A 25,666-nucleotide genomic window follows, 5' to 3' on the forward strand; every position below is an offset into this window, starting at 1 on the left:
TTCTTGCACCACGCGGCCATTCGTGCCGAGCCGGGCTGTCCAGCGATGAGAAAAACCTATGTGGCGGCGGCGACGATCACGCGCTGGCCGAGGTCGGACCCTTCCGGCAGCGCGCCGACGATGGACAGGGCGCCGTCCCTCTCCCGCCGCGCGATGACGACCGCAAGCCCATCGCCGTCCGTCGCGATCGACAGCGGATCGAGCGCCGCGGCGGTTTTCATCGCGCTGCGGGCGGTCTGCTGGCGGTCCGGGCGCGCCGGCGCGCTCGTCCGGCGCTGTGCGCGCTCGTCCCGGACCAGCGCCTTCAGCCCGCCCTCATACCGGCCCAGATAGTCGCCGAAGGTGCCGAGCTCAATGTTCGCCGCGCGGGCATGATCGAGCGCGGTCGCATATTCGGTGATGCGCGTCTTGTCATAGGTGGAGCCGAAGACCAGCTTCACCACGGCCGTCATTGGCGCGCGGGCCTGCACCTTCATGCCCGCATCGGCGAGCAGTTCGGCATATTGCTCCGGCCGGGCGATTGTGACCAGCGCGAAGTCGTAGGAAAGGCCGATCGCGCGGTAGAGCGCGGTATGGCTGCGTGCCTCGCTGGTGCGGGCCTGCTCGGCGCTGTCGCGGGCGAGCGCAAGCCATTCCTCCAACGGCGCATCGTCGGCCGGACTCTCCATGCCGGCAAGGTCGAGCGGCGTCTCGAACTCATCGGCCGCAGGGCCATCGGCCCAGATCGGCGCGACGGGCGGGGAGGGCGGCGCGGCACGCAAAGCCGCCTCTACTTCCCGGTCGATCTCTTCGCCGATATCGCGGGCAACCACTTGCTTCCAGTTGATGACGCCGAAGACGAAATCGATCGTCTCGTCATCCGAGGAGAAGGGCATCAAGATGCCGCGATAGAGAATCTCGGCGCCGCGCTGGTTGAGGAAGCCCGCTTCAAAGCCGATCGGCGCAGCATTGGCGATGATCTGAAGATAATGATCCGTTAGCCGCGACAGCAGCGAACGGCTCGGCACGTCGTTGATATAGCGGATGGCACTGCCGATCTCGCACTCCTCGCGCAGAGCGGCGCCAAGATAGACGATGGCGGGATTGTCGATGCCGGTGCTGAAGTCCAGCAGCACGCTATAGGGACCGAAATCCTCCAGTTGGTCGGGCGAGAGATCCTCGATCGAAGGCAGGTTGCGCTCGCCCAGCAGCGACGCCCAATAATTATAGGCGCGCACCTGCATGCGGCGCTCATCCGACCCGATGGCAGGCGGCGTGTCGAGCGCGACGTCACCGGCAGCCTCGAAATCGTCCTCCTGATGGGCGATCTCATGCCCCCGCAAACTGTCCATCGATCGATCCTAGTCCAGATAAAAAGGTCCTTACGCAGAATCGACACTGCCACAGGATGGTAAACAGCCCGTAAAGCCGCCCCCGCCTTTGCGCCCGCCCGGCCTTTTGGAGCGTCATATGGAGAATTTGAACGAGAGCGCTTGTCCTGCGCCCTAACCACTGTTATCTGCCCGCCCCAACGCCGCTTTAGCTCAGTTGGTAGAGCACATCATTCGTAATGATGGGGTCACGTGTTCGAGTCACGTAAGCGGCACCAGTCCTCATAAAATCACCATAAAACAACGATCTAATAGATCGTCCGCCCCTGACTGTGACACACCACTGTCGCACAAAAGGGTCGATGAGGGGCATGTAAATGCTTCAAAACACTTGCAGAATCGTCGATCAAACTGTGACACACAGGTGTCGCACAGACGGCATTGCGGGCTGTGGCGACGAGGGGCGGTCTATCAATATCGTGTCCGTGTCCCTGTCGATCTGATCGACCGGATTGGCCGCACCCACATCAACCGATCTTTGAAAACCGCTTCCTTTTCAGTCGCGACACGATTGATCAGGAAGGTTGCTTTCGAGATTGAGGCCTATTTCGATCAGACATCTGTGATCGAAGGCGGAACAGTGCTGCCCACAGTCGAGCCGCGAACCGAACGGATCGTCAGCCCCATCGTCCCCGACATTGCTCCTTCGGTCCCCGCCGCGCTGACGCTTGCGGAAATCAGCGAACGATATCTGAACGATCCTACATCAGCGCGGACAGCCAAGAGCGAAATGATCTACCGGACCACCTATGCGACGATCTTGGGGATCGTCGGCCCTGATGCGTCTGCTGCCTCAATTAACCGCGAAACCTGTCGGGAGATTCTGGAAGTTCTGCGGCGCTTGCCGCCCAACGCCAAGAAGCGCTGGCCGGATATGCCGCCGCGAGCACTCGCGGACATGGCAACGGCGCAGGGCATCGCACCAATGAGTGTGGCGAATGTGAATGAATATATGAACAAGCTCTCGACGCTCTTTAACTGGGCCGTGAAGGAGGAGATGCTGACGCGGAACCCAGCCCAAGGGTTGAAAATCGCCGATGGAACGGCAGCGCGCGAGAAGCGACGCCCATTCTCCGTTCAGCAACTTCAACGGATTTTCGATGCGCCGATTTATCGCGGTTGCGTCGATGATGAGCGAGGCTTCGCCACGATAGGTAAAGAAAGGCCGAAGCGCTCGCGGTTTTGGATTCCCCTCATCGGGTTGTTCGCTGGGATGAGGCTGAATGAGATTTGCCAGCTACACGCAGCGGATGTGCGGAAGCTCGACGGCATATGGTGTTTCATCGTCACCGGGCAGGGGGAGGGCCGACGCGTGATAGGCGGTCACCAGACAGCCATCGGACAGCACGAGGCGCTTGCCCTTAACTTTTTGCAGGCGTTTCAGAAGATTGCGTAGTGCCCGCTCGGCGCATTCAACATCCTTGTCTCGCACGAGTATCCCACCCTCAACCTCTGAACCGAAGGCCAGAATGATGTCCAAATCGCTGGGCAGAATCGCCCTCTGAGCCATGCGGGCCACTGCATGTATGGAGACTGTCATCTCACTCATTTCTCAACTCCTGTGCCGAGAAGCAGTTGATCAAGATTCATCAAGCTGCTGAGGGCCTTATCGCCATGCTCTTTAGCCCATTGGGCGATGACCGCTTCTCCGCCTTCACGGACTTCTTTTGGCATCTCATGCAGTGGGGCGTTCCCATGAACGATATGATGCGCAGCATCCTCGTCCCCACCAACAAGTTCGAGAGCCTCTTCCATTCCAAGTGTATAGAGAGGCTGGGTCCAGTCAGGGGACCAAAATTCGAATTGGACATTGTCTCCGAGTGAATCGGCAACCGAGGCGAGAAACTGAGACATCGGATTTTGCTCACCATGATCGTAATCGAATGCGACCGATTCATCTTTAATTTCGATTCCAAATATGTCTCGCCGTTCAATTGATCGGCGCTCTTCGGCAATGATATCCTCGCCTTGCCAATTGTTTGTTGCGAGGCCACTCAAGTGCTTCGGCTGGGGCGCGCTCGCCAATGCGTCAAGCTTTTGGGCGATATAGTCAACCCGCTCTCGTCGCCACTTCAAACTCATCTCTGCCGCCCAGTAGAAGAGAAGAGGAGCGAGGTGAAGAATTTGACCCGCCTTAACATTGTAACGGGCGGCGGTCAGGTTGAGCGCATTTCGCGCATCGTTGGACATTTTGAAATTCAACTGAGACTTCGGAGACAGGACGGACGACCGCTCAGGTTTCTCAATGTCGGAGCCGACAAGCGCATCTGCATCGACGCCAAGGGCGGAAGCAAGCCTTCGAACGGTCGAGGGCCTTGGTGCGGCTCTTTTTCCATTCTCGATTTTGCTGATCGTTCCACGATCCACTTTGGCTCGGACAGCGAGTTCATCGAGTGTGAGGTTCTTGCGCTCTCTGAGCCACCTTAGATTCTTCGGATTTATCTCTGCCATGTCTCAATCTCCAATAGGGAGATGATATGCCGCAAATAATATACCCATCAATAGGCGTATATGTGGATAATGGATAGAAATGCATCTCAATGGCATACATATTGTGGCGTTTTAATGCTTATGCGGCGCGTTGCGGTGAGTTGGAGCAAAATCTGTCGCGCCTCGCAGACTTTTATAGGCGCTTTATAGGCTTCACGGTCACAGCGTCGCTTCACTCTCGTGCCAACGCCTCAGCGAACCCCTGCGACGAGGACAGAAACAGCGGCCCAACGGATAAATAACCCTATGGAAAACATATCTATTCAAGAGTTGGTCCGCCGCGTCGCAGCCCTCACGCTGAGCCAGAAGGCCATCACGCCTGTCGCCATCGCCGAAATCCCGCTCCGCGATGAGGAGTGCCCCGAAGAACGAGGCGATGAGTTGCGCCTGTGGTGTCAGCAAAATTGTAAGGGGCGTTGGAGACATCTAAGTCGAGGCGCACCCGGCGTCGTACGGATGGGATTTGAATCCGCCTACGACGCCGTGATGTTTCGTCTGGCTAATTAAGCTGCTTTTTTCAGCGCTTTTGCCTTAGCCCGGGCCTCTCGCTTGCGTTCGGCGTCCCTTCGACGCTTCTCTGCATCGTAGGCGGCCTTTTCTTCAGGGGTTCGCATCGTCGTTTTGGGTCCCCGCCGTTCGAGCAGTGGAATCTCCGGCCCGTTCTCGACCTTCTTCATCGTCGCCGCGACATAAACAAGGCCGTCGAAATATTCTTTGAGATAGAGTGCTTGCTCGCGGTCAAAAACCCAGATGTGCACGGGCGACGAGTTGCCCTCGTCGCGGATGCTGGTTCTGGTCACGAACTGGAGGATGGTTTCATGCTCGATGCTGCGGGTCCAATACTCAACGGGAATGTTGAGCGCCTTCAGGAGTGCGATGAGATTGGGAGCCGGTTTGGCGGAATAAATGGCTGCAACATGGCTCTTTTTCTGGTGCGCGTTCGTTCCGGCTTGCCGTGGCGATAGGTAATTCGAGGGGCTCAACCCCGCCGCTTCCAGACCCTTCCGCGCCGAAACCGAGTCTTCGAAACTCGAATCGTCGTTCGCCGGATCATTGGCTGTCCAAATGCACTCGACGCCGTTCAATTCGCCCGCAAGATATGCGCCGATCTCGTTCAGCATGACCTGCCCGCTTGCGCTGTCGAACAGGTTTCGAGAAGCGCAGCGGTGTTCAGAGAAATATTGAATGTTCACGACACGGTGATGGAAGTCCCTCTTGCCTTTGAGGGATTCCCTAGTGCTCCATTCAATCGCCTCGACATCGAGCGTCGCTGAAATCATGCTGCCGATGTCCGCGCGAAAGCGATTGCCCAGCAGGGTGATGCGATCAAAAGCCTGCAATTCCCAGAGTGAGAACGCACTAGCCCAACACCACTGAACCTTCTTGTCCGCCATAGCGGTCCAGTCGGGGAGGTTGCAGAGGACGAAACGCGTTGCATCTGGGCGCGACGCATCCAGCACACGGCGATGAAAAACCGCGAGATGGCTGTGAGACTCGTCAGCCCGAACATCGGCGGCGGTTAGCGCTATACCGGCAGGCGTTGCGACGACCGCATACCACTCGCCATCCAGAGGTTTAAGTTCATAGAACTTCTCGAAATATGCCTGATCGAGATGCGTCTGCTTTTGTTCGAAATCGAGGAAATTAGGCACCTCATCCACAATGATTTGCCATCCAGCGAAGCCGCTGAAATCGCTTCGTAGCATAGCGGCATGAGTGGCGAGGACGATAACATGTCGATAAAGGCGGTAATCATCCGGGATAGCCTCGATCCTGCGGCTCACGCTGTTCGTTCGACTGCGCGAGTTGCTGTGGATGTCAACGATGGTCGGATGTGTTCCCTGAACTGCGGCGAGTTTGACGATTTCCTGACGGAGTTCGCTAAATCGCTCAATCCGTTCCACGATGAACAAAACTTTGCATGATTCTTTCGTTATATCCTCCAATACGCGATAGGTCTTTCCGCTTCCAGTTGGTGATTCATCTATAATAATTTTCATATATGTCCTTAAAAATCTCCTTCACAACCTTTATACACTAGCGATATTATGATCTGCATTATTAAACTGTCCATTTGCCGATCTATTTCGCGTCCGTTCTATTTCCCTAATAAGGTAGGAATTACAGCGGACACATTTCTCTACCCAAAATATCAATTGTTGTGGCGGGACAGGGCGTTGCGCCCTCTCCCGCTATGGCAATTGATCGAAGGCATGCCCCAGCATGCCGACGCCATGATGATCCATTGGAAGATGGGATGCATGAGCGCACCGGCTCGGTCGCCGGTCCGCTCAGCAGAACAGGTTCGTCGTCGCGACATCTACGATGTCCCGTCGTCTCCCTGTTCGCGGGTTCCAAAGTTGGATTTCGCGAGCATCACATTGTTCGCGGCAAAGTCTTCTGGGAAGGAATGCGGGGCGCAGCCCGCCACCCTATAGATCGGCGAGCGGACGCCCATTCCAAAACCGTCGTTGAACTCGCTTCTGGCAAAATCGCGGAAAACCGTGTTCCGCAAAGGGTGGCGGCAAGGGTTTGGGAAACGGTGCGCAAATCAGTTGGAAATTGAACGATGGCCAGAATGGCACAAGGTCGGCAAAATTGGCACGGGCGACCCTAAGTGCATTTTTGCCGTTGACAGCGTCGTCTGAATGGCTGATTTATGATTAGCCTCGGCCCAGTCATTCTTGCCGACGCTAAAGAAAGGCAGTCCCATGCTACAGTCCTCCACCTCTCCGCTCGTCTACCTCCCCTGCTTCTCGATCGCAGAAGCCGAGTATCTGATCGAAGCGCAGAAGCGGTTTCGGTCTGAGGAGCTAACACCTGCGAGCGACGATCCGGATGATGCCGCTGATCGCATCATCGCCGCCCTGAACGCCGCACCCCTTCCGTCGATCTACGGTGAGTATCTGAAGGTGCTGGTCAATGCCGACGATTATCTCGACATTCGAGCCATCGCTGCGAAGCTGAACATCTCACCCACCCAAATCGGTGCGATGGCCTCCAAGCTGTCGGCAAGGCTCAAGAAGGTGGCGACGGCGAGTGAGCTTCGTGATCTCAAGACCCCGCTGAACCTGCTGGTGGCGATCCGCTATGATCAGGGGACCAAAGAAGCCAGCCATCGGCTTACTGATCCCGCTGGACGGTCCGCCGCTGTTCGCTTCCTTGGCAAGGAATAACCGCAGCAGCGCAGGGGCCGGATTGTCGATCCGGCCCCGCTGGTCTGTCGATGCGCCGTCCGACTTATTATAGGTCCTCACCTAAGGCTTAATCCCGAGGCTCGTGCCACCCTTCTCCGCGTGAGGCCCGGCGGTCGCTCTCATCCTTGGCACTGCCGAGGAAGCCCCACCTCGCTTCATTCTCCTTCCGCTCGCGGTGACGATCTTCCTTACCACCCTTGCCGGACTTCTTGCTCCCGAACATCGCGCCCTCCTGCGCCAGAAGTGTGGATGCGGACATAACGAGCGAGCCCCGCATCCTATCCTCAGAAAAATATCGAACTAAATGAACTACTTGACTGTCTGGCGAACTGTGCAATCCCCATGTGGATCACTGAGGGAGGCCGGATGGAACGTGTTGAACTGGAACTCATCGGCAACGAAATCTCGATCACCATCGAGGCCGAAGACAAGTCCGTGTCCGCAGTGCGCCGGATCAGCGCGACCAACGCCCTGACCCTCGCGACATTGCTCAGCGGCGAAGCCCCCGAACTGACCCTCAACATCGATCTCAAGAATGGAGTATGGCTCCAACGAGATCACTGGCCGCATCAGGTCGCCTTCTTGGAAATCGCTCGCCCAGAGGGTGGCCGCGCAGTCGCCTTCCTCGAAGGCAGTGTGATCCAGCAGATCGGCCAATGCCTGCACCGCCTCTACCTCGCAGCCAATGGCTCGACGGGGACGGATGGCACGTCTCATGTCTTCTCAGCAGCTTACTGCTATCCCGAGAAGGACGACCCGCGCGACCAAGCCGACCAGCCGTCATCCTGAAAATAATCGAACTAAAAGAACTAGTTGGTGGCATTTCGGAACTGTGAGACCATGCTGGAATGACCAAGCGCATCGCCCTCTACACCCGCGTCTCACAGGACAGCCAGACCACCGAAAATCAGCGCCGTGAACTCCTCGCCGTTGCTGAGCGCAATGGCTGGGAGATCGTCGCCGAGTTCACCGATCAGGGCATCTCCGGCGCGAAAGGTCGTGAACAGCGTCCCGGCTACGATGCCCTGATGAAAGCCGTGGCGCGCCGTGAGATCGATCTGGTGGCTTGCTGGGCCGTGGATCGTCTGGGACGCTCCCTACAAAATCTCGTCACCTTCCTCACTGAGATCAATGCGAAGGGCGTGGACCTCTATCTCCATCAGCAGGCGCTCGATACCAGCACCCCATCGGGACGGGCGATGTTCGGGATGCTCAGCGTCTTTGCCGATTTTGAGCGCGAGCTTATCCGCAGCCGGATCATGGCAGGGCTCGCCCGTTCGGAGAAGAAATCGGGTCGCCCGCCACTCGATCCTGAGAAGGCTGAGAAGATCAGGCGCTCCTTGTCCAAGGGCATGAGCATCAATGCCACGGCCCGCAAGCTCAGGGTTGGTGTCGCGACCGTCCACCGTCTCAAACAGCAGATGGCCAAAGCCGCATGAGGAAAATAGAATGAAAGACATCCCTACCATAGGGCCGGAACGCTACGCGGCACTCAAAGCCAAGGTTGAAGCGAAGCGGAAAGCTGACGCCGAAGAGCGGCAACGCGCTCAGCAATCGTCCGATGACGATGCCGGGATCGTGAATGAGGATGGGCAAGGGCCATCGACCGATCCGGCCTGACGATCCGCTGATCGTCCAGTCTGTCCGATCCATCCAAGCGCGACTCAAAGCCGCCCCATAACTTCCAACTCGCGACCCTGAGGCTCAATCGAGATCGATAGAGTTCTCATCTATCGGCGGCCCTTCGAGGCCGCCGATCTTTTATGCGCTGAGTTCCGGGCAGTAATGCGGTCCCGTAAGCGGACTCAAACTGCACCCGCTGAAAATACAGGAGAAATCCTCAATGCCCGACAAAAATAGCTCTCTCAGCCCGGACACCTGTCACGTAAGCGGCACCAGCCTCCTAAAAACAACCACAAAACAACGATCTAACAGATCGTCCGCCCACGACTGTAACCCAAGGGTGTCGCCCATAAAGGTTTCTGATCATGGTTTAACCATATCAGAATCGACGAAAAATCGCCATTTAATCTGTAACCCAAAGGTGTCACCCAAGCGGCCACAAGGGCTGTGGCGTCGCGGCGCAACCTATCAATATCGAGTGCGAGTCCCTCACGATTTGGTTGGATTGGTGGGGCTGGTGCGGATCAATCGATCACTGAAAACGACGTCTTTTCACGATGCTTTGCGCGCCGCACGAAGGGTTGCGTATGAAATAGAACTTGAGTTCGAACAGGCTCGTCGCGGGGAACGAACATCAGGCGTGGTCGGGGAGCACACACGAACAGTCCACCTTTCCATCGTTTCAGTGATTGCTCCTGAACCCGCATGTCGAACGCTCAAAGATGCGATTGACGGCTACATGGCCGATCCCACGCGCTCGCGGACCGCGAAGAGTGAAGCTGTCTACCGGAAGACTTTCGACCCCCGTCGCTGCCATTTTGGGGGAAGACATGTCTCTCAGAGACATGGATCGAGATAAGTGCCGCGACCTTATGGCTGTGCTTCAGCGCCTGCCTCACCCGACCGGAGACGAAGCAATGGGTGATCCTTATAGATAACACTGGACTTGTCCTTGGCTCAGGAGCGCGCCCGCCCGAGGCTTGCCAATCGCTCCCAAACCCTGTCAGGACGACGAGCACTCGCAGAACGCCGATCGGAAGCCGCTGTCATGTCCCTAACCAACCTCCTCGTGCCGACCTACAAGCAGATGTTGCAGACGCTCTCTGCCTGGTTGGGAAAGGCCCAGGCCGAACTCCCTGCGGAGACGGCGCAGGCGCTTCTTTCCGCGCGGCTTGCGCCCGACATGTTTCCGCTGTCGACGCAGATCCGCTTTGCTTGCGTGCAGGCTCAGGAAGCGGTGTTCCGGCTGAGGGGAGAGAATTTTCCGCCCTCTGTCGAAGCGCTGCTGAACGAGGGGAGAAATGCATGCGACCAGCCGGGTTCATTCTCCGACGCCCAGGCGAGGATCGATGAGACGGTGGCGTTGCTGGACGGCCTTGCCCGCGGGGCGTTGGATGCGGACCCGGAAAGGCCGATCGCCCATGCGCTGCCCAACGGGCTGATCTTCGATCTCACAGCGGAGCAATATGCCCGGGACTGGACGCTGCCGCAATTCTATTTCCACATAATGATTGCATACGCGATCCTGCGCGCCGAGGGAGTTCCCCTCGGCAAGGCGGACTATGTCGCGCATATGTTCCCCTATTTGCGTCCGGGAAGCTTGCCGCCCGCCTGATGGTAGAGCCCGCCGCTGTCAGGCCGTTCGTCATTCCGCGAAAGCTGGAGGAGACTTGCGGATCAGGCAGTTGCCCAGCGCCAATGTGTCCATGCCCGTGCCGAAGAAGGTGCGTACCGCATCGACCGCGCTGCAGACGATGGGCTCGCCCTTGACGTTGAAGGATGTATTGAGCAGCACCGGGACGCCGGTCAGATCCTCGAAAGCGCTCAGCAGACGATGGAACAGCGGGTGGGTCTGGGAATGGACCATCTGCACCCGGGCGGTGCCGTCTACATGGACGATGGCCGGCGCGTCGCGGGAAAGCTCCGGCTTTGCGCGGAAGGCGATGACCATGAAGGGCGCATCGTCGCTACGCTCCAGATAACGGTCGGCAGCTTCAGCTTTCATGGACGGGCAGAAGGGGCGCCAGGGTTCGCGATATTTAATGACCGCGTTGACCTTGTCGCGGGCCTCCACCGCGCGCGGGTCGGCCAGGATGCTGCGTTGCCCCAGCGCACGCGGCCCCGCTTCCATCCGGCCCTGGAACCAGCCGACGATGCGACCTTCGCTGAGGTCGACCGCGACCGCCTGCGCGATATCGTTCGGCCGATGATAGTCGATGCCGCAGCGCGCGAGCATCTCCTCAATCTCCGCGTCGCTCTGTTCCGGTCCGAGTGCCAGCGTCGTCAGCTTTTCAGGCCGCGCCCCGGTCTGCTGCCAGCAGGCGGCGAAAGCGGCCCCCGCAGCTGCCCCGCTGTCCGAACAAAGCGGATGCGGGAAGATATGTTCGATCCCCTCCACCTCATAGAGTTTGCTGTTCATCTTGATATTGTGGCCCACACCGCCGCCAACGCACAGGTTGGTGCATCCCGTCTTCGCCTGACCCCATTGCACGAGGCGCATGACGGCCTGTTCGAGCGCCTCCTGCACGGCGAAGGCGAAGTTGTGATGCCATTCCTCGATCGGCTGGTTTTCCGCGCGCGGCTCCCGGCCGAGCAAGCGGGGGAGATAATCCGTAAAGCGGTCCGACCAGCTGTGCGGACCATAGTGGATCATGTGCGGGTCGAGGAGATAACCGATCCCGTCGGGAGCTGGGAACAGCATCTTGTCGACCGCAGCCTTGATCTCCCGATCATGGGATCCATAGGCAGCAAGCCCCATGACCTTATATTCCCCGTCATAGGCTTCGAAGCCCAAATATTCGGTTGCTGCCGCATAGAACCAGCCGAGCGAATGGGGCATCGGCACTTCGTAGATCGGAACGATGTCATCGCCACTGCAGTGCCACAACACCGTGCACAGCTGATCCCCCGACCCATCGACAGTCAGGCAGAGCGCCTCGTCGAACGGGGATTGCAGATAGGAATGCAATGCATGGGTATAATGGTGAGGAACCGGGTGGATCGGCGGCGCGGCGCTGGCGCCCAGCGCCTTGCGCCAGGCCGCGTTGTGGCGCCCGACCAGCGCGTCGTCGGAAAATCCGTGGAGAAGGCTGTTCTGCCAGGCGACAGTCTTCGCATCTACCGACCAGTCGTTTCGCATGGTCTGGAAGAAGTTGCGCATCACGCCATTGGTGTAGGATGGGACATCCCAATTGATCGCAAGTGCCCGGACGCTGGCTGCGTCGATCCCGCCCTGATCAAGACAGTAACGAAGCGCGCGCGCGGGATACCATCCCTTTGCATGCTTGTTGCGCAGGAAGCGTTCCTCCTCAGCGAAGGCGATCAGGCGTCCGTCGCATACCAAGGCGGCACTGGGGTCATAGCCCCCTTCGAACAAGCCGAGAAAATTGTCCATGATCCCTCCCCTTGGCCGCAGCAGCGCCATCATCGGTCGGGAAAGGATCATGTTTTCAGGCACGCTTGAAAAGTCTGCCGATCAGCATACTTCCTTCGGTCGCAAGGGTGTAGACGCGCCGCGCGGCCTGCGTACCCGCACGGCCAGTTCGCGCAGAGACGTTGGCCGGCTCATCCGTTCCAGCACTGGCAAGGCTGCCCCCGGTGAGCCCCGGAGGCTGCGGGCGCAGCTCTCCATTGCCTGGCAGCGCCGCGCCAGTTGTGGAGAGATGAAGATCATCGAAGCTTGGCGGAGGGCTTCTGGGATGCAGACGGGATCGTTGATGTCGCAATAGAGCAGGCCCGGTATATCCAGCGGCATTTCCTGGACGAGCGGATCGAGCACCGCATCGACTTCAAATGAGGATACGCCATTTAGAAGCAGCAGCACCCGTCCGCGCTGGCTGGCGCGGTAGGCCAGATGCAGGAGCCGCCCCGGCAAGGCGCCATCGCGCTGTCTCGTAATTTCCAGGATGATCAGAGCATGCATGGCGTCGCTCCCTTCGTCCCGGCTATAATAAGGTGGGATGCGACCGCATCCGTATAGGCTCTTAAGAATGAGCGGCGGCTTACACCGTCCGGGGCATCCTTGCTTTTTCCATATCCTTAATCGCAATTGGCGGAATGTCGCGCTTTGCTACCTTCCTGTCCGAAGGGAGTGCAGGCGTGGGAGGTGGTCGGCGAGCGGAACTGCCCGGCAGAGGGCAGCTATCCATGCCCAAGGGCCGGACGCGTCCTGCCAATCTGCTGCAATCGGTCGACCCGCAGCGGCTCATCGACGCGGGGCGCCTGATCACGGCGCTGTTCGCCATTCTGGCAGTGTATCTGGACCCCACCAAGCCTGCCTCCTTCACCTCGGAAACGCGCCTGGCATTGGCGGCCTATTTCCTGTTTGCGCTCGTTCTGACGATCTGGCCCATACGCCGGACGCTCGACCACCCGCTTCATTTGCTGAGCCATGCGATCGATCTGGCGGTGATCAGCGGACTGGCGCTGCTGACCGATGAATTGAGCAGCCCTTTCTGCGCCTTCCTGCCGTTCATCCTCTTGGTGACGACGGTTCGCTGGGGCCTGCTGGGCGCTATCGCCGGGGCGGTGGCGGTGGAGGCGGTGCTGCTCATCGTCGGCTGGCCCGACCTGGAAGACGGGGAGTCGGAGCTCAACATCCTCATCATGCGGTCGGCCTATTTTCTGGTCGCCGCGCTGATGCTGGGATATTTCGGCGCCTCGCGCGATTTCAGCCGTGCCCGGCTGGAGCGGCTCGCTGCCTGGCCGGCGAGCCTGCTGTCAGCCGACCCGCGAGCATGGCTCGGATCCTTGCTGGGGCATGCGGCGGATGTGCTGGGCGACCCGCAATTGATCGTCTTCTGGCAGGATCAGGAGGAAGCCGCGGGCATGGTCGCGGTCTGGAATGGCGGCGACTTGCAGATCGCCGACGTTGCCGACCCCGCTCTATGGGCGTCGATCGACGCGGAACTGCTGCATCCGGCGGGGGCGACCGCGACGATCCGCCGCCTGTTGCAGCTGCTTTCCCGATCGAGTTCGGCTATACCCGATCTGCTGCCGTCCGTCCGGTTTCGCGCCGCCTATTCAGCGCCTTTTTCGGGCATCCGATTTCGCGGCGAACTGTTCGTTATCAACCCTGCCTGCCATCATGAGGAGGGGGCATCCTTCACCGCCATCATCGCGGCTCGCGTGGCGTCGGAGCTGGAGCGGTTCGCGTTGATGGGCGACGTTGCGCAGGCGGCGCGGGCCGAGGAGCGCACCCGCCTTGCCCGCGACCTGCACGACAGCATCCTGCAAGACCTGACGGCCGCCAGCTTAAGGCTGAAGGCGACCATGATCCGCGTACCCGAAGATGCGCGGGCAGGTCTGGCGCTGGTCAATGACGTCATCCTCGATCAGCAGCGCCGGGTGCGATATTATGTCGAAAATGTTCAGCTCCCGGACATCGACAATTCGCTGCGGGCCAGTCTGAAGACATGTGCCGCATCCTTGCGTGAGCAATGGAATTGTGAAATCGATGTGGATGTCGAGCCACAACAACTTGTCATATCCGGTCTGATGGCTTCGGAGATTTCGAAACTGCTTGCGGAAGCCACAGCCAATGCCGTCAAGCATGGAGGAGCGACGCAACTGAGACTTTCCGCCGCTCTGGAAAAGCAGGCGCTTCATTTGCGAATTGCCGATAATGGGTGCGGCATCAGCGGTGCGGCGCCGACCGGCTGCAAGCTGCCCGGTTCCATGGCCGCACGGGTGGCCGATCTGCGCGGCGCCTTCACCATCACCCACACCGCCCCAGGCCTATCGATGCTCATCAGCCTGCCGTTGGAAGGAAATGCCGATGTGCGGCCTTGTCCTGTGTGACGACCATCCGCTGCTTTTGCGCGGATTGTGCGATCTCCTGGAACTGGAGCCCGATTTCACCATCGTGGGTGCCAGCACATCGGGCCGCGAGGCGCTGGAACTGTTGAGGGGAGAAGGTGCCTCGATCGGCGTGATCGACGTCAGCATGCCGGACCTGGGTGGCATGGACATATTGAAGGCTGTCATCGATCAGCGCTTGGGCGTTCCCATCATTTTCCTGACGGCGACCATCACGGGGGGGCAGATTGCCGAAGCGCTGGACCTGGGTGTCTCCGGCCTGCTGCTCAAGGAAAGCGCGCCGGAGGCGCTGATCACCTGTCTTCGCGAAGTTGCGGCCGGACGCCGCTGGCTGCCGGCCGATCTGCTGGCAAAGGCGGAGGTACCGGCGCCGGTTCTGAAGGACCAGGCCGATGCCTGCGCCATGCTGACCCGACGTGAGTTGGAAATCGCAAAGCTTGTCTGCCGTGGCTATTCCAACAAGATGATCGCGCGGGAACTGGAGTCATCGGCCGGCACGGTGAAGATCCATCTGCAGAACATCTATCAGAAACTTCAGATCGCCAATCGGACGGCTCTCGCTTCCCTGATCCTGAACTAGGGCAGGATGATGCAGACCCTTGGCGTTCCCTGACTCACATCCGATCCGACATGGCGATGTCCATGTCAGCAAGAGCGCGGCGAAGCAGTTCCGCCATCGTGCTGCGGGCGGCTGCGGTGTCGCGGGCGGCGATGGCCTCGTGCACGGCGCGGTGATCGGACACGGGATCGCGCGGCAGCGCCTGCTTGCGGTGCTTGAACGTGGTGGTCCAGCTGACCGCGGCACCGACAGAGCTAGCCAGCGCGGCGAGCGCGTCATTGTGGGTGGCGGCCAGAATGGCATTGTGGAAGCGTTGGTCGGCAGCCCGGCCCTGCGCCGTCGAGAGACCATGGCGGCCCATTTCCTCCAGCGCCTCGTCCATCGTCACAAGCTGCTCTTCCGTTCGCCTGCGCGCAGCGAATTCAGCTGCTGCAGGCTCGATCACGCCGCGCAGTTCGAACAGGTCGCGGATGAACTCCGGGTCCGGCTCCCCCGCGAACATCCAGGCCAGCATTTCGGGGTCCAGCACATTCCAGCGCGCGCGCGGCAGCACGCGGGTTCCTGCCTTGGGACGGCTCTCCAGCATGCCCTTCGCGATCAGGATACGCACCGCTTCGCGATAGGCGGTGCGGGACACCTGAAGCCGCTCGGAAGCCTCGATTTCTCCTTCGAACAGTTCGCCGGGCTTGTGGACGCCCATCAGGATAGCCGTGCCCAGTTGCCGGGCGATCGCCTGGTGGATGCGAAGCGAGCCTTCCTCGTTTCCGAACTTGCGTTCCGTCCCGTCTTTACGCTCGCTTCCCAAAATTTCGGCTCCTTGGTGACCCTAGTCTTCGAAGGCCGTCGTAGGGCAATGTCGACCACAAAGGAAGGCGTCGGCGACCAGCCGCAAAGGCGCAATATCTGCGTCGATGGCCTTGTCCGCCACTAGACCTACGAAGCGGCGGTACATGGCGGGATATTCCTCGTCCGGCGCCTTCAACTGCACCTCACCGTCCAGCCGCAGGGTGTTGCCGCCTTCGGACAGCAGCAGACTGCCGCCGCCTGCCTCGACCGCGATGTCCCATGTCTGGGGACCGGTCTGCCGCCAGTCGAACACGGCTTCCACAGGCGCGCCCGAAGCCGTCGCCATCTGGAGCGCGGCGCCGATCGGCGCATCCTTGTTGGCCGGCACCTCGAGGCTGGCGGACAGCAGCGTCACCGGCTCGGGCACGATCTCGGTCAGGATCGAGAGGGCGTTGATGCCCGGATCGAAGACGCCAAAGCCGCCCGCTTCCCAAATCCATGGCTGGCCGGGGTGCCAGTGGCGCACATCTTCGCGCCATTGGATGGCTATACGCTCGATCGCGCGCGGCGCGATCCAAGCCTTGGCCTGGGCGACGGCGGCGGCGTAGCGGCTGTGCCAGCTGGCGTAGAGCGTCACGCCCTTGTCCTTGGCGAGCGCGATCAGCGCTTCCACCTCCGACACCGTCGCCCCGGGCGGCTTCTCCAGGAAGACATGCTTGCCCGCCATTATCGCCTGCCGCGCTGCCTGATAGCGGACCTGCGGCGGCTGGCAGAGGATCACCGCGTCCATATCCGGCTCGCTGGCCAGCATCGCGCTGAGGTCGGGATAATTATTCACCCCTTCGCCCTGCGCGTTGCGGCTAGCGACTGCGATCAGATCGATGCCGCCGGTCTTTTCGATCGCGGGCAGATGCTGATCGCGCGCGATCTTTCCCAGACCGACAAGGCCCGCCTTGATCGTCACAGCGCCTTCACCTTCGTCTTACCCTCGTCCATCGCGCGCTTCAGGCCATTGCGTACCGGCAGCGTGAAGGGAGGCGCCTCCACCTCGAACACATCGCCCTCCTGCGTGGCGAATCCGTCGGAGAAGGAGAGGGTGGCCGTGCCGAAGAAATGGACGTGAATGTCGCCCGGCCGGCGGAACAGGCCATATTTGAAATGGTGATGCTCCAGATTCTCAATCGTGTGCGACATGTTCGTCTCACCCGACAGAAAGGGTTTTTCCCACACTGTCTCGCCATGGCGGACGATCCGGCTGGTGCCGCGCAGATCCTCCGGCAGGTCGCCCAGCAGCAGTTCCGGGCCGAGCGATGCTTGACGCAGCTTCGAGTGGGCGAGCCACAGATAATTGCCGCGCTCCGTCACATGATCGGAAAATTCATTGCCGATCGCGAAGCCGAGGCGCACCGGCGTGCCGTCCGCATCGATGAGGTAGATGCCCGCGACCTCCGGTTCCTCGCTGCCGTCTTCGGCGAAGGCCGGCATGGTGAAGTCCTCGCCCGGATTTACCAGGATCTGCCCGTCGCCCTTGTAGAACCATTCGGGCTGCGCACCGATGCCGCCGTCAGCGGGCTTGCCGCCCTCGACGCCCATCAGGAACATGCGCATGCTGTCGGTCAGGTCGCCCGAAGACGCCGCCTTGTGCATTTTGTCCCGGCCTTCCGCCGAGCCGAGATGGGTGAGCCCGGTGCCGGCCACCAGCAGATGCGCCGGGTCCTCGTGATCGATCGGGTTGAGCAGCGTCACGGCGGACAGGTCCACCGGTTCGCCAAGCCTGTCCCCGGCAAAGGCCGCCAAGCCCTGCCGCTCGGCTATGGCGTCCAGCGCAAGCTGACGGGTGGAGCTTGCTCCGGTCACTCGCCTGGCAGCGCCGTTTTCGTCGATTGCGGCCACGGCACGGGCGCCGCCTTCCTCAAATTGCACCAGTGAGCGGATCATGCCGCGACCTCCAGCTTTCCTTCAATTCGCCGCGTCAGGCCCCAGGGGTTGCTCTCCTGCAGCGCGGGCGGCAGCAGCGTGTCGGGCACGTCCTGATAGCAGACAGGACGCAGGAACCGCATCATCGCCAGCGTGCCGACCGAAGTCGAGCGGCCATCGGAGGTCGATGGATAAGGCCCGCCATGGATCATGGCATGAGTCACTTCCACGCCGGTCGGCCAGCCGTTGGTGAGGATGCGTCCCACCTTGCGCGACAGCGTCGGCAGCAGCTTCGCAGCGTCACCTTCGTCGCCCTCACCGATCTGGAGGGTTGCAGTCAGCTGGCCTTCAAGACCTGCAATGGTCGCGATCACTTCATCAATGCTCGAGCATTTGATGAGTACTGAGGAGGAGCCGAACACTTCCTCGGCAAAGACCGGGTTCGACCTGAACGCCGCTGAGTCGACCGAGAAGAAGGCGGCCTGGCCGCGATGTCCTTCGCCTGCCACGCCGCGCCCGATGGTGGTGACGCCCTCCGCACCCAGAAGTGCGGCGACGCCCTTCTCATAAGCGGCGTGAATGCCGGGGGTCAGCATGACCTGCGCCTGCGCGCCCGAAAGCGCCTCTGCCGCTGCGGCGACGAACTTGTCGAGGTCGGGCCCGTCGAGCGCGATCACCAGACCCGGATTGGTGCAGAACTGCCCCGAACCCATGGTGAGCGATCCGACGAAGGCGGTGCCCAGCGCTTCCGCGCGCGCCGCGAGCGCGCCCGGCAGGAGTACCACCGGGTTGATGCTCGACATTTCGGCATAGACGGGAATGGGCTCTGCCCGCTCCGCCGCGATCTTCATCAGCGCCGTGCCGCCACCGCGCGAGCCGGTGAAGCCAACGGCCTTGATGCGGGGATCGGAGACGAGGGCGCCGCCCAGCGCATAATCATTGCCGGGCAGGTAGGAGAAGGCGCCCTCGTGCAGGCCGCAGGCCTTGACCGCAGCCTGGATTGCCCGCGCCACGAGCTCGCCGGTGCCGGGATGCGCGGCGTGACCCTTTACCACGACGGGCGAACCCGCCGCGAAAGCCGAAGCCGTATCGCCACCCGCGACCGAGAAGGCGAGGGGGAAGTTGGACGCGCCGAACACCGCCACGGGACCTACCGAATGATTGACGCGGCGAAGGTCCGCGCGCGGCAGCGGCTGCCGCTCCGGCAGGGCGCGATCGACGGTCGCATCCAGCCAGTCGCCGAGCCGCACATAGCTGGCGAACAGGCGGAGCTGTCCGACGGTGCGGCCGCGCTCGCCCTCCAAACGGGCGCGCGGCAGGCCGCTTTCCGCCATGGCGGTTTCGATCAGCAGGTCGCCGATACCCATGATCTGGTCTGCAACGGCTTCCATGAACCCGGCGCGTGCGTCGGGGCTGAGCGTCGAGAAGCTCTCGAACGCGGCTTCGGCGAGGGCGCAGGCCTCCGCCACATCGGCGGGCGTCGCGCTCGAAAAGGCGACTTCGCCCTTTGCGCCGGTCGACGGATCGACGGCGTGGAATGGTTCGCCGCCGCGACGCTCGCCTGCGCCGATCAGGATGGCTCCGTTAAACATGGCTGACTCCTCGAAAATCGGAAAATAGTCTGGCTAAAGGATGAAGCAGGAAAACGGCGTTGGCTTTCCGGCATCCCTCGATGCAAAGCGCGCAATGATCCCTTAGTGATTGTCGCGCGGCAGGCCCTTGGTCTGGGCGATCCGCTGATATTTCTCCGCGCCCTCCAAAATGGCGCCGCTGTTCATCTGCCCGACGAGCGACCGCTGGATTTCCTGCCACGGGGTCTGCGAGGCGGGATATTGATAGCCGCCGTCGGCCTCCAAGCGGGTACGGCGGGCGGCCAGTTCCTCATCGGAAATGAGCACGTTTACCTGCCCTTTGTTGAGATCCATGCGCACCCGGTCGCCGGACTGGAGCAGCGCGAGGCCGCCCATCGCCGCTGCTTCGGGCGAAGCGTTGAGGATCGATGGACTCCCCGACGTCCCCGACTGGCGGCCATCGCCGATGCAGGGGAGGGCGGACACGCCTTCCGTGATGAGGTAGACGGGTGGCCGCATGTTCACGACCTCCGCCGCGCCGGGATAGCCGATCGGCCCGGCGCCGCGCATGAACATCAGCGTGTCGGGCGTGATGCCGAGCGCCGGGTCATCGATGCGGTGATGATAATCTTCCGGTCCGTCGAACACGATCGCCGGCCCCTCAAAGGCATTGGGGTCGTTGGGGTTGGACAGGTAACGCTGGCGGAACTCGTCGCTGATCACGCTGGTCTTCATGATCGCGGCGTCGAACAGATTGCCGGACAGGACGAGGAAGCCCGCCTCTTCCTTGAGCGGCTGACCGTAGGGGCGGATCACCTGCTCATCCTCGATCTCTACGCCCTTGCAGTTTTCGCCTATGGTCTTGCCGTTGACGGTGATCGCGCCTTCGCGGATCAGGCCCTGCTCGATCAGCTGCGACATCACAGCCGGCACGCCGCCCGCGCGGTAATAATCCTCGCCCAGATATTCGCCCGCCGGCTGAAGATTGACGAGCAGCGGCACCTTGTGCCCGACCGTCTCCCAATCGGTGAGCGGCAGATCGACGCCGATATGGCGCGCGATTGCGGCAAGGTGAATCGGCGCATTGGTCGATCCGCCAATGGCGCTGTTGACGACGATGGCATTGTGGAACGCGTCGAGCGTCAGAATATCGGAGGGCTTAAGGTCCTCCGCCACCATCTCGACGATGCGCTTGCCCGTGCGATAGGCGGCTTCCTGCCGGTCGCGATAGGGGGCTGGGATCGCCGCCGAACCGGGCAGCATCATGCCGAGCGCTTCGGCAAGGCTGTTCATGGTGGAGGCGGTGCCCATCGTGTTGCAATAGCCGGTCGAGGGGGCCGAGGACGCCACCAGCTTGATAAAGCCCTCGTCATCGATCTTGCCTGCCGCCAGCAGTTGGCGCGCATGCCAGACGATGGTGCCGGACCCCGTGCGCTGGCCCTTGAACCAGCCATTCAGCATCGGCCCCACCGACAGGGCAATGGCTGGAATGTTGACGGTCGCCGCCGCCATCAGCAATGCGGGCGTGGTCTTGTCACAGCCCGTGGTCAGCACCACGCCGTCCAGCGGATAGCCGTACAGCGCCTCGACCAAGCCCAGATAGGTGAGGTTCCGATCGAGGCCGGCGGTCGGGCGCTTGCCCGTTTCCTGGATCGGGTGGACCGGAAATTCCAGCGCAATGCCGCCCATTTCCCTTATGCCCTCGCGGATGCGCTCAGCCAGGACGAGATGGTGGCGGTTGCAGGGAGAAAGGTCGCTGCCCGTCTGGGCGATGCCGATGATCGGCTTGCCGCTGCGCAGCTCCTCCAGGCTCAGGCCGAAGTTCAGATATCGTTCCAGATAAAGCGCCGTCATGTCGATATTGTCGGGGTTGTCGAACCAGGCGCGGCTGCGCAGCTTCGGCGTGGGCTTGGGCGAATCGCTCATCTAAAAGGCATCCTGACGGTGAAAGTGCATATTGAAGACGGGGCGCATAGGTCCGTTCGGAAGCGCGATATACTCATACAAATGTAAATTCAAGCTGCGGCGAACGCGTGCGTGCAAAAATCATGCGTGACCACCCGCTGTGAGGCACCAACGCGCTAAACGACGGGGATGATCCTTCGCTCGCGACTAGGGAGAGTGAACGCTGGGAATGGGGCAGGAGGTGGACCGAACGATCGGAGGCCTGAACCGAGTCAGCGGCCTTACGGCTCTACGGCTTCACCGCCGCATCAACCGCATGCGAAAGATAGCGGGGTCGACCTCCAGCATCGGCACAGCCGGTGTTGCGGTCGCCTCTGCGAGGGCAACGGGCGGCTTTGCATCCGGCGTAAAGGTGACGATGGCGCTTCCGGGGTCGCCCACCACCAGCGCATCGACCAGCAGCGTCGGACTGAGTTGATCCGAGGTCACGCTAACCAGCGTACCGATTTGGGTAAGGCCGAACAGCTTGCGCGCGAAGGCGTGGGGCAGGCGGATGCAGCCATGGCTGGCGGGATAGCCGGGATTATGTCCCGCATGCAGGGCGATGCCGTCCCATGTCAGCCTCTGCATGAAGGGCATGGGCGCGTTGCTGTAGAGGTTGGACCGATGCCACTCGCGCTTTTGCAGGACGGCGAACTCGCCCGTTGGTGTGCGATGTCCCGTCATGCCGGTCGATATGCTGGCCAGGCCGATCAGCCGATCGCCGCTATAGACGTGCACCATCTGCTTTTCGATGCTGATGATGAGGTATATCGGCCCCTCGACCTGGCCTTCGTCCAGCCAGCGATAACTGCCTGACGCGAGCTGACTGCCAGTGTCCGCCAGAGCGGGCGGTGCCAGCCCCAGCAGGAGGACGAAGAGGAGCGTGGCAAAGGCCCGGGCAAAGGACATACATCCTTTCTTAACCATAAGTAGCGCCAGCGCCAGCCCCGCTATATCCCACCGTTCCCGCGACGAGACAGTCTGTCGACCTGGTCTTTACAGCAGGCTGAGCTGCGCAACGGGCGCAAAGCTTCGGCGGTGGAGCGGCGTGGCGCCATGTTCGCGCAGCGCCGCCAGATGCTGCGGGCTGCCATAGCCCTTGTTGCTTTCCCAGCCATAATGGGGATGCGTCTGTGCCGCTTCCACCATCATCCGGTCGCGCGCCTCTTTCGCCAGGATCGAGGCTGCGGCGATGGAAAGGCATTTGGCGTCGCCCTCGACCACGGCGGTCGACGCCCATCGCCATTGCGGGCAGCGGTTACCATCGACCAGCACATGGCCGCAATCATGGGCCAGCGCTTCGACCGCGCGTGTCATCGCCAGCATCGTCGCCCAGAGGATGTTGATGCTGTCTATCTCCTCGACGGAAGCGACGCCCAGCCCCCAGCACAGTGCACGCGCCTTTATCTCGCCCTCCAGCATGGCGCGGCGGGCGGCGGTCAGCTGCTTGCTGTCGTTGAGGCCATCGGGGCAATCGTCCTGACGCAGGATCACCGCGGCGGCGACCACAGGTCCGGCGAGCGGCCCGCGCCCGGCTTCATCGACGCCTGCGACAAGTGCAGGGTGATGGCGCAGCTCATAGACGAAATCAGGCATGAAGGTGAAATCCGAACGGCGACCCCATGGGGCCATGTCCTTGGCCGAGGCCCGGCGCGGAGGCCAGCGCCTCGCGGACATATTTGCGACCCCGTTCGATGGCGTCAATCAGGTCCCAGCCCTGGCCGAGGCCAGTCGCGATCGCACTCGCCAGGGTGCAGCCGGTGCCATGGGTGTGCTGCGTGTCGAGCCGCGCATTGCTCCACGCCTTGCGAACGCCCCGCGGGCCGATCAGCCGGTCGGTGAGCATTGGGCCGTCACCGTGCCCGCCCTTCGCCAGCACATGGGTGCCGAAGCGCATAGCGATTTCCTCGCCGCCCAAGGCTTCCAGTTCGGGAATGTTGGGCGTCACCAACGTTGCCAGCGCCATTAGTTGCTCAAAGGCTGCGATCGTGGCGGCGTCCGCCAGAACGGAACCGCTGGTGGCGACCATGACCGGATCGAACAGGATCGGCACATTATCCAGTGCCCCCAGCCGCTCCGCCACGGCAGCGGCCGTTTCCGCCGATCCGATCATGCCGATCTTCACCGCATCGACCCCGATGTCGCTGATGACGCTTTCCATCTGCTGGAGCACCATCTCGGCCGGAACGGCGTGCACGCCCTGCACGCCCAGCGTGTTCTGCGCGGTGATCGCGGTGACAGCGGTCATGGCATGGCCGCCGAGCAGCGTCACCGTTCGGATATCCGCCTGAATACCCGCGCCGCCGCCGCTGTCGGACCCCGCTATCACGAGGATGCGTGCCGGTTTCATGCCTTGAAGTGCCGCTCCGCCGAGGCGGGATGCCGCTTCAGCGCCTCGCCGGTGCGCGTCGGCCGGTCCATCAACTCGCCGCCGCAATTGGGGCAGCGATCGTCCAGCGCTTCGGCGCAGGGCGCGCACCAGGTGCATTCGAAAGAGCAGATGAACGCCCCTGGTTCATCGGCCGGTAGATCGGCTCCGCAGCGCTCGCAATCCGGGCGCATCTCCAGCATCAGGCGGCTGCTCTCGCCACGGCGTCGCAGATGCGTTCGACCACGTCCCTGACCTGTTCTTCCCGATCGCCTTCGGCCATGACGCGAATGACCGGCTCCGTTCCCGACGGGCGAATGACCAGCCGGCCGCAGCCGTTCAGTTCCGCCTCGGCTTGCGCGATGACGCGCTGCACCTCTTCATGCTCCAGCGGCTTGCCCCCGGAGAAACGGACATTCTTCAGCAGTTGCGGTACGGGATCGAACTGGCGGAGCACTTCGCTGGCTGGCTTGCCGGATCGCACCAGCGCGGCAAGGACCTGCAGCGCCGCCACGGTGCCGTCGCCAGTGGTCGCATAGTCGGACAAGATCATATGCCCCGACTGCTCGCCGCCGACATTGAAGCCGCCCTCCCGCATCCGTTCCAGCACGTAGCGGTCGCCGACCTTGGTGCGTTCAAGGCCGATCCCCTGCGCTGAAAGCAGGCGTTCTAGCCCCAGATTCGACATGACCGTCGTGACTAGCCCGCCGCCCCGCAGCAGACCGTCGCGTGCGAAGTTCCTGGCGATCAGAGCCATGATCTGGTCGCCGTCGATGATCTCGCCCTGCTCATCCACCACGATCAGGCGGTCCGCGTCGCCATCAAGCGCGATGCCGATATCGGCGCCCGCCGAGACGACCGTTTCCTGCAGCAATTGCGGCGCGGTCGAGCCGCATTGCTCGTTAATATTGATACCATTGGGCGTGACGCCGATCGCGACGACTTCCGCGCCCAGTTCCCAAAGGGCGGAGGGCGCAACCTGATAAGCCGCGCCATTGGCACAGTCGACGACGATCTTCAGTCCATCAAGCCGCAGGTCGGCAGGGAAGCTCGATTTCACGGCATGGATGTAGCGGCCGCGCGCGTCCTCGACCCGGCGGGCGCGGCCGATGTCTTGTGAGGCGGCGAGGGGAATATCCTGTTCCAGCATGGCTTCGATCTTCAGCTCATCCTCGTCGGACAGCTTATAGCCGTCCGGTCCGAACAGCTTGATGCCATTGTCGAAATAGGGATTGTGGCTGGCCGAGATCATGACGCCCAGATCCGCGCGCATCGAATGCGCGAGCAGGGCGACGGCCGGCGTGGGGATCGGGCCGAACTGTACGACGTCCATGCCGACGGCGGTGAAGCCTGCCACCAAGGCATTTTCGACCATATAGCCTGAGAGCCGCGTGTCCTTGCCGATGACGACTCGGTGGCGGTGATCGCCGCGCTGGAAGTGCTTGCCTGCGGCCATGCCGACCTTCATCGCCAGCTCGGCGGTCATCGGCCATTGGTTCGTCCGGCCACGGATGCCGTCAGTTCCGAAATATTTCCTGCTCATCGCTTGCCACCACTATGCGACCTGTTTGTCCTTCCCATAGCAAGCTTTGTTCGACTTTCCACCGGGCAGCGACATGGCGTCGCAAATCAACCGATTTGATGTGGGGAGACAGTGCGCAAGACATGAGAAGGGCCCCGCTGTCACCGCGAGGCCCTTTCTCTTTCCTAGAGTCGAGGTTCAGATGTCGTCGCCCAAAGCGCCCTTGATCGAACCCTTGATATTCTGCGCGGTGCCCTTGGCCTTCTGCGCCTTGCCTTCAGCCTCGAGATCAGGATCAGCCTGATTGCGGCCTACCGATTCCTTCACCGAACCGGCCGCCTTGTTGGCGGCGGCCTTCGCTTTGTCGGTCAGTTCGCCCATAAATCGTCTCCTGTCGTTTGCAGTTGCGAGATCAACGGGCGGTGAAGAAGAAGGTTGCTACCGGTACGCGACCGCAACGGCCGGGCAAAAAGAAAGGGCCGGAAAACCGGCCCTTCCC

25 protein-coding genes and 1 tRNA gene are annotated in these 25,666 nt (G+C 61.5%); 10 read left to right on the forward strand and 16 right to left on the reverse strand.

Going from position 1 to position 25,666, the window contains the following annotated elements; translation table 11 throughout:
- Positions 1-56 precede the first annotated feature (56 nt).
- On the reverse strand, positions 57-1,331 hold the full coding sequence (locus tag L858_RS0109950; protein WP_022683001.1) for a PAS domain-containing protein: 1,275 nt from the start codon (positions 1,329-1,331) through the stop codon (positions 57-59).
- 181 nt (positions 1,332-1,512) lie between these two features.
- Between L858_RS0109950 and L858_RS0109955 the strand changes: the two genes are divergently transcribed.
- Positions 1,513-1,588, forward strand: a tRNA-Thr gene (locus tag L858_RS0109955).
- Positions 1,589-1,734: 146 nt separating this feature from the next.
- On the forward strand, positions 1,735-2,766 hold the full coding sequence (locus tag L858_RS0109960) for a DUF6538 domain-containing protein (protein WP_152639801.1): 1,032 nt from the start codon (positions 1,735-1,737) through the stop codon (positions 2,764-2,766).
- Between the two features lie 149 nt (positions 2,767-2,915).
- On the opposite strand, the gene L858_RS20980 is transcribed toward L858_RS0109960, so the two are convergent.
- Both L858_RS20980 and L858_RS0109975 read right to left on the reverse strand, forming a co-directional pair.
- Positions 2,916-3,821, reverse strand: a complete 906-nt coding sequence (locus L858_RS20980; protein ID WP_022683003.1) for a helix-turn-helix domain-containing protein — start codon at positions 3,819-3,821, stop codon at positions 2,916-2,918.
- Positions 3,822-4,363: 542 nt separating this feature from the next.
- On the reverse strand, positions 4,364-5,860 hold the full coding sequence (locus tag L858_RS0109975) for a DEAD/DEAH box helicase family protein (RefSeq protein ID WP_152639802.1): 1,497 nt from the start codon (positions 5,858-5,860) through the stop codon (positions 4,364-4,366).
- 711 nt (positions 5,861-6,571) lie between these two features.
- Between L858_RS0109975 and L858_RS0109980 the strand changes: the two genes are divergently transcribed.
- The 6 genes from L858_RS0109980 (at position 6,572) to L858_RS0110005 (ending at position 10,295) form a co-directional block, all read left to right on the forward strand.
- Positions 6,572-7,036: a hypothetical protein gene (locus L858_RS0109980; RefSeq protein WP_022683006.1), complete on the forward strand. Its 465-nt coding sequence runs from the start codon at positions 6,572-6,574 to the stop codon at positions 7,034-7,036.
- A 387-nt stretch (positions 7,037-7,423) separates the two neighbouring features.
- Positions 7,424-7,846: a hypothetical protein gene (locus L858_RS0109990; protein WP_152639803.1), complete on the forward strand. Its 423-nt coding sequence runs from the start codon at positions 7,424-7,426 to the stop codon at positions 7,844-7,846.
- 59 nt (positions 7,847-7,905) lie between these two features.
- Positions 7,906-8,496, forward strand: coding sequence for a recombinase family protein (locus L858_RS0109995; RefSeq protein ID WP_022683009.1), 591 nt, complete (start codon positions 7,906-7,908; stop codon positions 8,494-8,496).
- Between the two features lie 10 nt (positions 8,497-8,506).
- Positions 8,507-8,677 carry a hypothetical protein gene (locus tag L858_RS21970; protein ID WP_022683010.1) on the forward strand — a complete coding sequence of 57 codons (171 nt, stop codon included), beginning with the start codon at positions 8,507-8,509 and terminating at the stop codon, positions 8,675-8,677.
- 223 nt (positions 8,678-8,900) lie between these two features.
- Positions 8,901-9,539: a DUF6538 domain-containing protein gene (locus tag L858_RS22545; protein ID WP_420801831.1), complete on the forward strand. Its 639-nt coding sequence runs from the start codon at positions 8,901-8,903 to the stop codon at positions 9,537-9,539.
- A 189-nt stretch (positions 9,540-9,728) separates the two neighbouring features.
- Positions 9,729-10,295, forward strand: a complete 567-nt coding sequence (locus L858_RS0110005) for a DUF1993 domain-containing protein (RefSeq protein WP_022683011.1) — start codon at positions 9,729-9,731, stop codon at positions 10,293-10,295.
- A 30-nt stretch (positions 10,296-10,325) separates the two neighbouring features.
- Here the strand turns inward: L858_RS0110005 and L858_RS0110010 are convergent, their stop codons facing one another.
- Together L858_RS0110010 and L858_RS20985 are read right to left on the reverse strand one after the other, a co-directional pair.
- Positions 10,326-12,074 carry a carbamoyltransferase family protein gene (locus L858_RS0110010; protein ID WP_152639804.1) on the reverse strand — a complete coding sequence of 583 codons (1,749 nt, stop codon included), beginning with the start codon at positions 12,072-12,074 and terminating at the stop codon, positions 10,326-10,328.
- 81 nt (positions 12,075-12,155) lie between these two features.
- A complete protein-coding gene (locus L858_RS20985; RefSeq protein ID WP_022683013.1) occupies positions 12,156-12,602 on the reverse strand; it encodes a hypothetical protein in 447 nt (148 codons plus the stop codon).
- Positions 12,603-12,736: 134 nt separating this feature from the next.
- Between L858_RS20985 and L858_RS0110020 the strand changes: the two genes are divergently transcribed.
- Complete coding sequence (locus tag L858_RS0110020) at positions 12,737-14,479, forward strand: sensor histidine kinase (protein WP_081643335.1); 1,743 nt, start codon at positions 12,737-12,739, stop codon at positions 14,477-14,479.
- Positions 14,457-15,077, forward strand: coding sequence for a response regulator (locus L858_RS0110025; RefSeq protein ID WP_022683015.1), 621 nt, complete (start codon positions 14,457-14,459; stop codon positions 15,075-15,077). Before L858_RS0110020 ends, L858_RS0110025 begins: the two co-directional genes overlap by 23 nt.
- Before the next feature lie 34 nt (positions 15,078-15,111).
- Here the strand turns inward: L858_RS0110025 and L858_RS0110030 are convergent, their stop codons facing one another.
- The 11 genes from L858_RS0110030 to L858_RS0110080 form a co-directional block, all read right to left on the reverse strand.
- On the reverse strand, positions 15,112-15,861 hold the full coding sequence (locus L858_RS0110030) for a FadR/GntR family transcriptional regulator (RefSeq protein WP_022683016.1): 750 nt from the start codon (positions 15,859-15,861) through the stop codon (positions 15,112-15,114).
- 21 nt (positions 15,862-15,882) lie between these two features.
- On the reverse strand, positions 15,883-16,806 hold the full coding sequence (locus L858_RS0110035; protein ID WP_022683017.1) for a Gfo/Idh/MocA family protein: 924 nt from the start codon (positions 16,804-16,806) through the stop codon (positions 15,883-15,885).
- Positions 16,803-17,780 (reverse strand): AraD1 family protein, encoded by a 978-nt coding sequence (gene araD1 / locus L858_RS0110040; protein ID WP_022683018.1) that lies wholly within the window; start codon positions 17,778-17,780, stop codon positions 16,803-16,805. The genes L858_RS0110035 and araD1 overlap by 4 nt, the downstream gene beginning before the upstream one ends.
- Positions 17,777-19,351: an aldehyde dehydrogenase (NADP(+)) gene (locus L858_RS0110045; RefSeq protein WP_022683019.1), complete on the reverse strand. Its 1,575-nt coding sequence runs from the start codon at positions 19,349-19,351 to the stop codon at positions 17,777-17,779. Before L858_RS0110045 ends, araD1 begins: the two co-directional genes overlap by 4 nt.
- Positions 19,352-19,453: 102 nt before the next feature.
- Positions 19,454-21,256, reverse strand: coding sequence for an IlvD/Edd family dehydratase (locus L858_RS0110050; protein WP_022683020.1), 1,803 nt, complete (start codon positions 21,254-21,256; stop codon positions 19,454-19,456).
- 276 nt (positions 21,257-21,532) lie between these two features.
- Positions 21,533-22,186, reverse strand: a complete 654-nt coding sequence (locus L858_RS0110055; RefSeq protein WP_022683021.1) for a L,D-transpeptidase family protein — start codon at positions 22,184-22,186, stop codon at positions 21,533-21,535.
- An 87-nt stretch (positions 22,187-22,273) separates the two neighbouring features.
- Positions 22,274-22,873, reverse strand: a complete 600-nt coding sequence (locus L858_RS0110060; RefSeq protein WP_022683022.1) for a ribonuclease HII — start codon at positions 22,871-22,873, stop codon at positions 22,274-22,276.
- Positions 22,866-23,627 carry a bifunctional hydroxymethylpyrimidine kinase/phosphomethylpyrimidine kinase gene (gene thiD, locus L858_RS0110065; RefSeq protein ID WP_022683023.1) on the reverse strand — a complete coding sequence of 254 codons (762 nt, stop codon included), beginning with the start codon at positions 23,625-23,627 and terminating at the stop codon, positions 22,866-22,868. Before thiD ends, L858_RS0110060 begins: the two co-directional genes overlap by 8 nt.
- Positions 23,624-23,848 (reverse strand): DUF1272 domain-containing protein, encoded by a 225-nt coding sequence (locus L858_RS0110070; protein WP_022683024.1) that lies wholly within the window; start codon positions 23,846-23,848, stop codon positions 23,624-23,626. The genes thiD and L858_RS0110070 overlap by 4 nt, the downstream gene beginning before the upstream one ends.
- Positions 23,848-25,188 (reverse strand): phosphoglucosamine mutase, encoded by a 1,341-nt coding sequence (glmM, locus tag L858_RS0110075; RefSeq protein ID WP_022683025.1) that lies wholly within the window; start codon positions 25,186-25,188, stop codon positions 23,848-23,850. The genes L858_RS0110070 and glmM overlap by 1 nt, the downstream gene beginning before the upstream one ends.
- Before the next feature lie 177 nt (positions 25,189-25,365).
- Positions 25,366-25,548 (reverse strand): CsbD family protein, encoded by a 183-nt coding sequence (locus L858_RS0110080; RefSeq protein WP_022683026.1) that lies wholly within the window; start codon positions 25,546-25,548, stop codon positions 25,366-25,368.
- Positions 25,549-25,666 lie beyond the last annotated feature (118 nt).

This window comes from Sphingobium bisphenolivorans, assembly GCF_000412635.1.
GTDB lineage: Bacteria > Pseudomonadota > Alphaproteobacteria > Sphingomonadales > Sphingomonadaceae > Sphingobium > Sphingobium bisphenolivorans.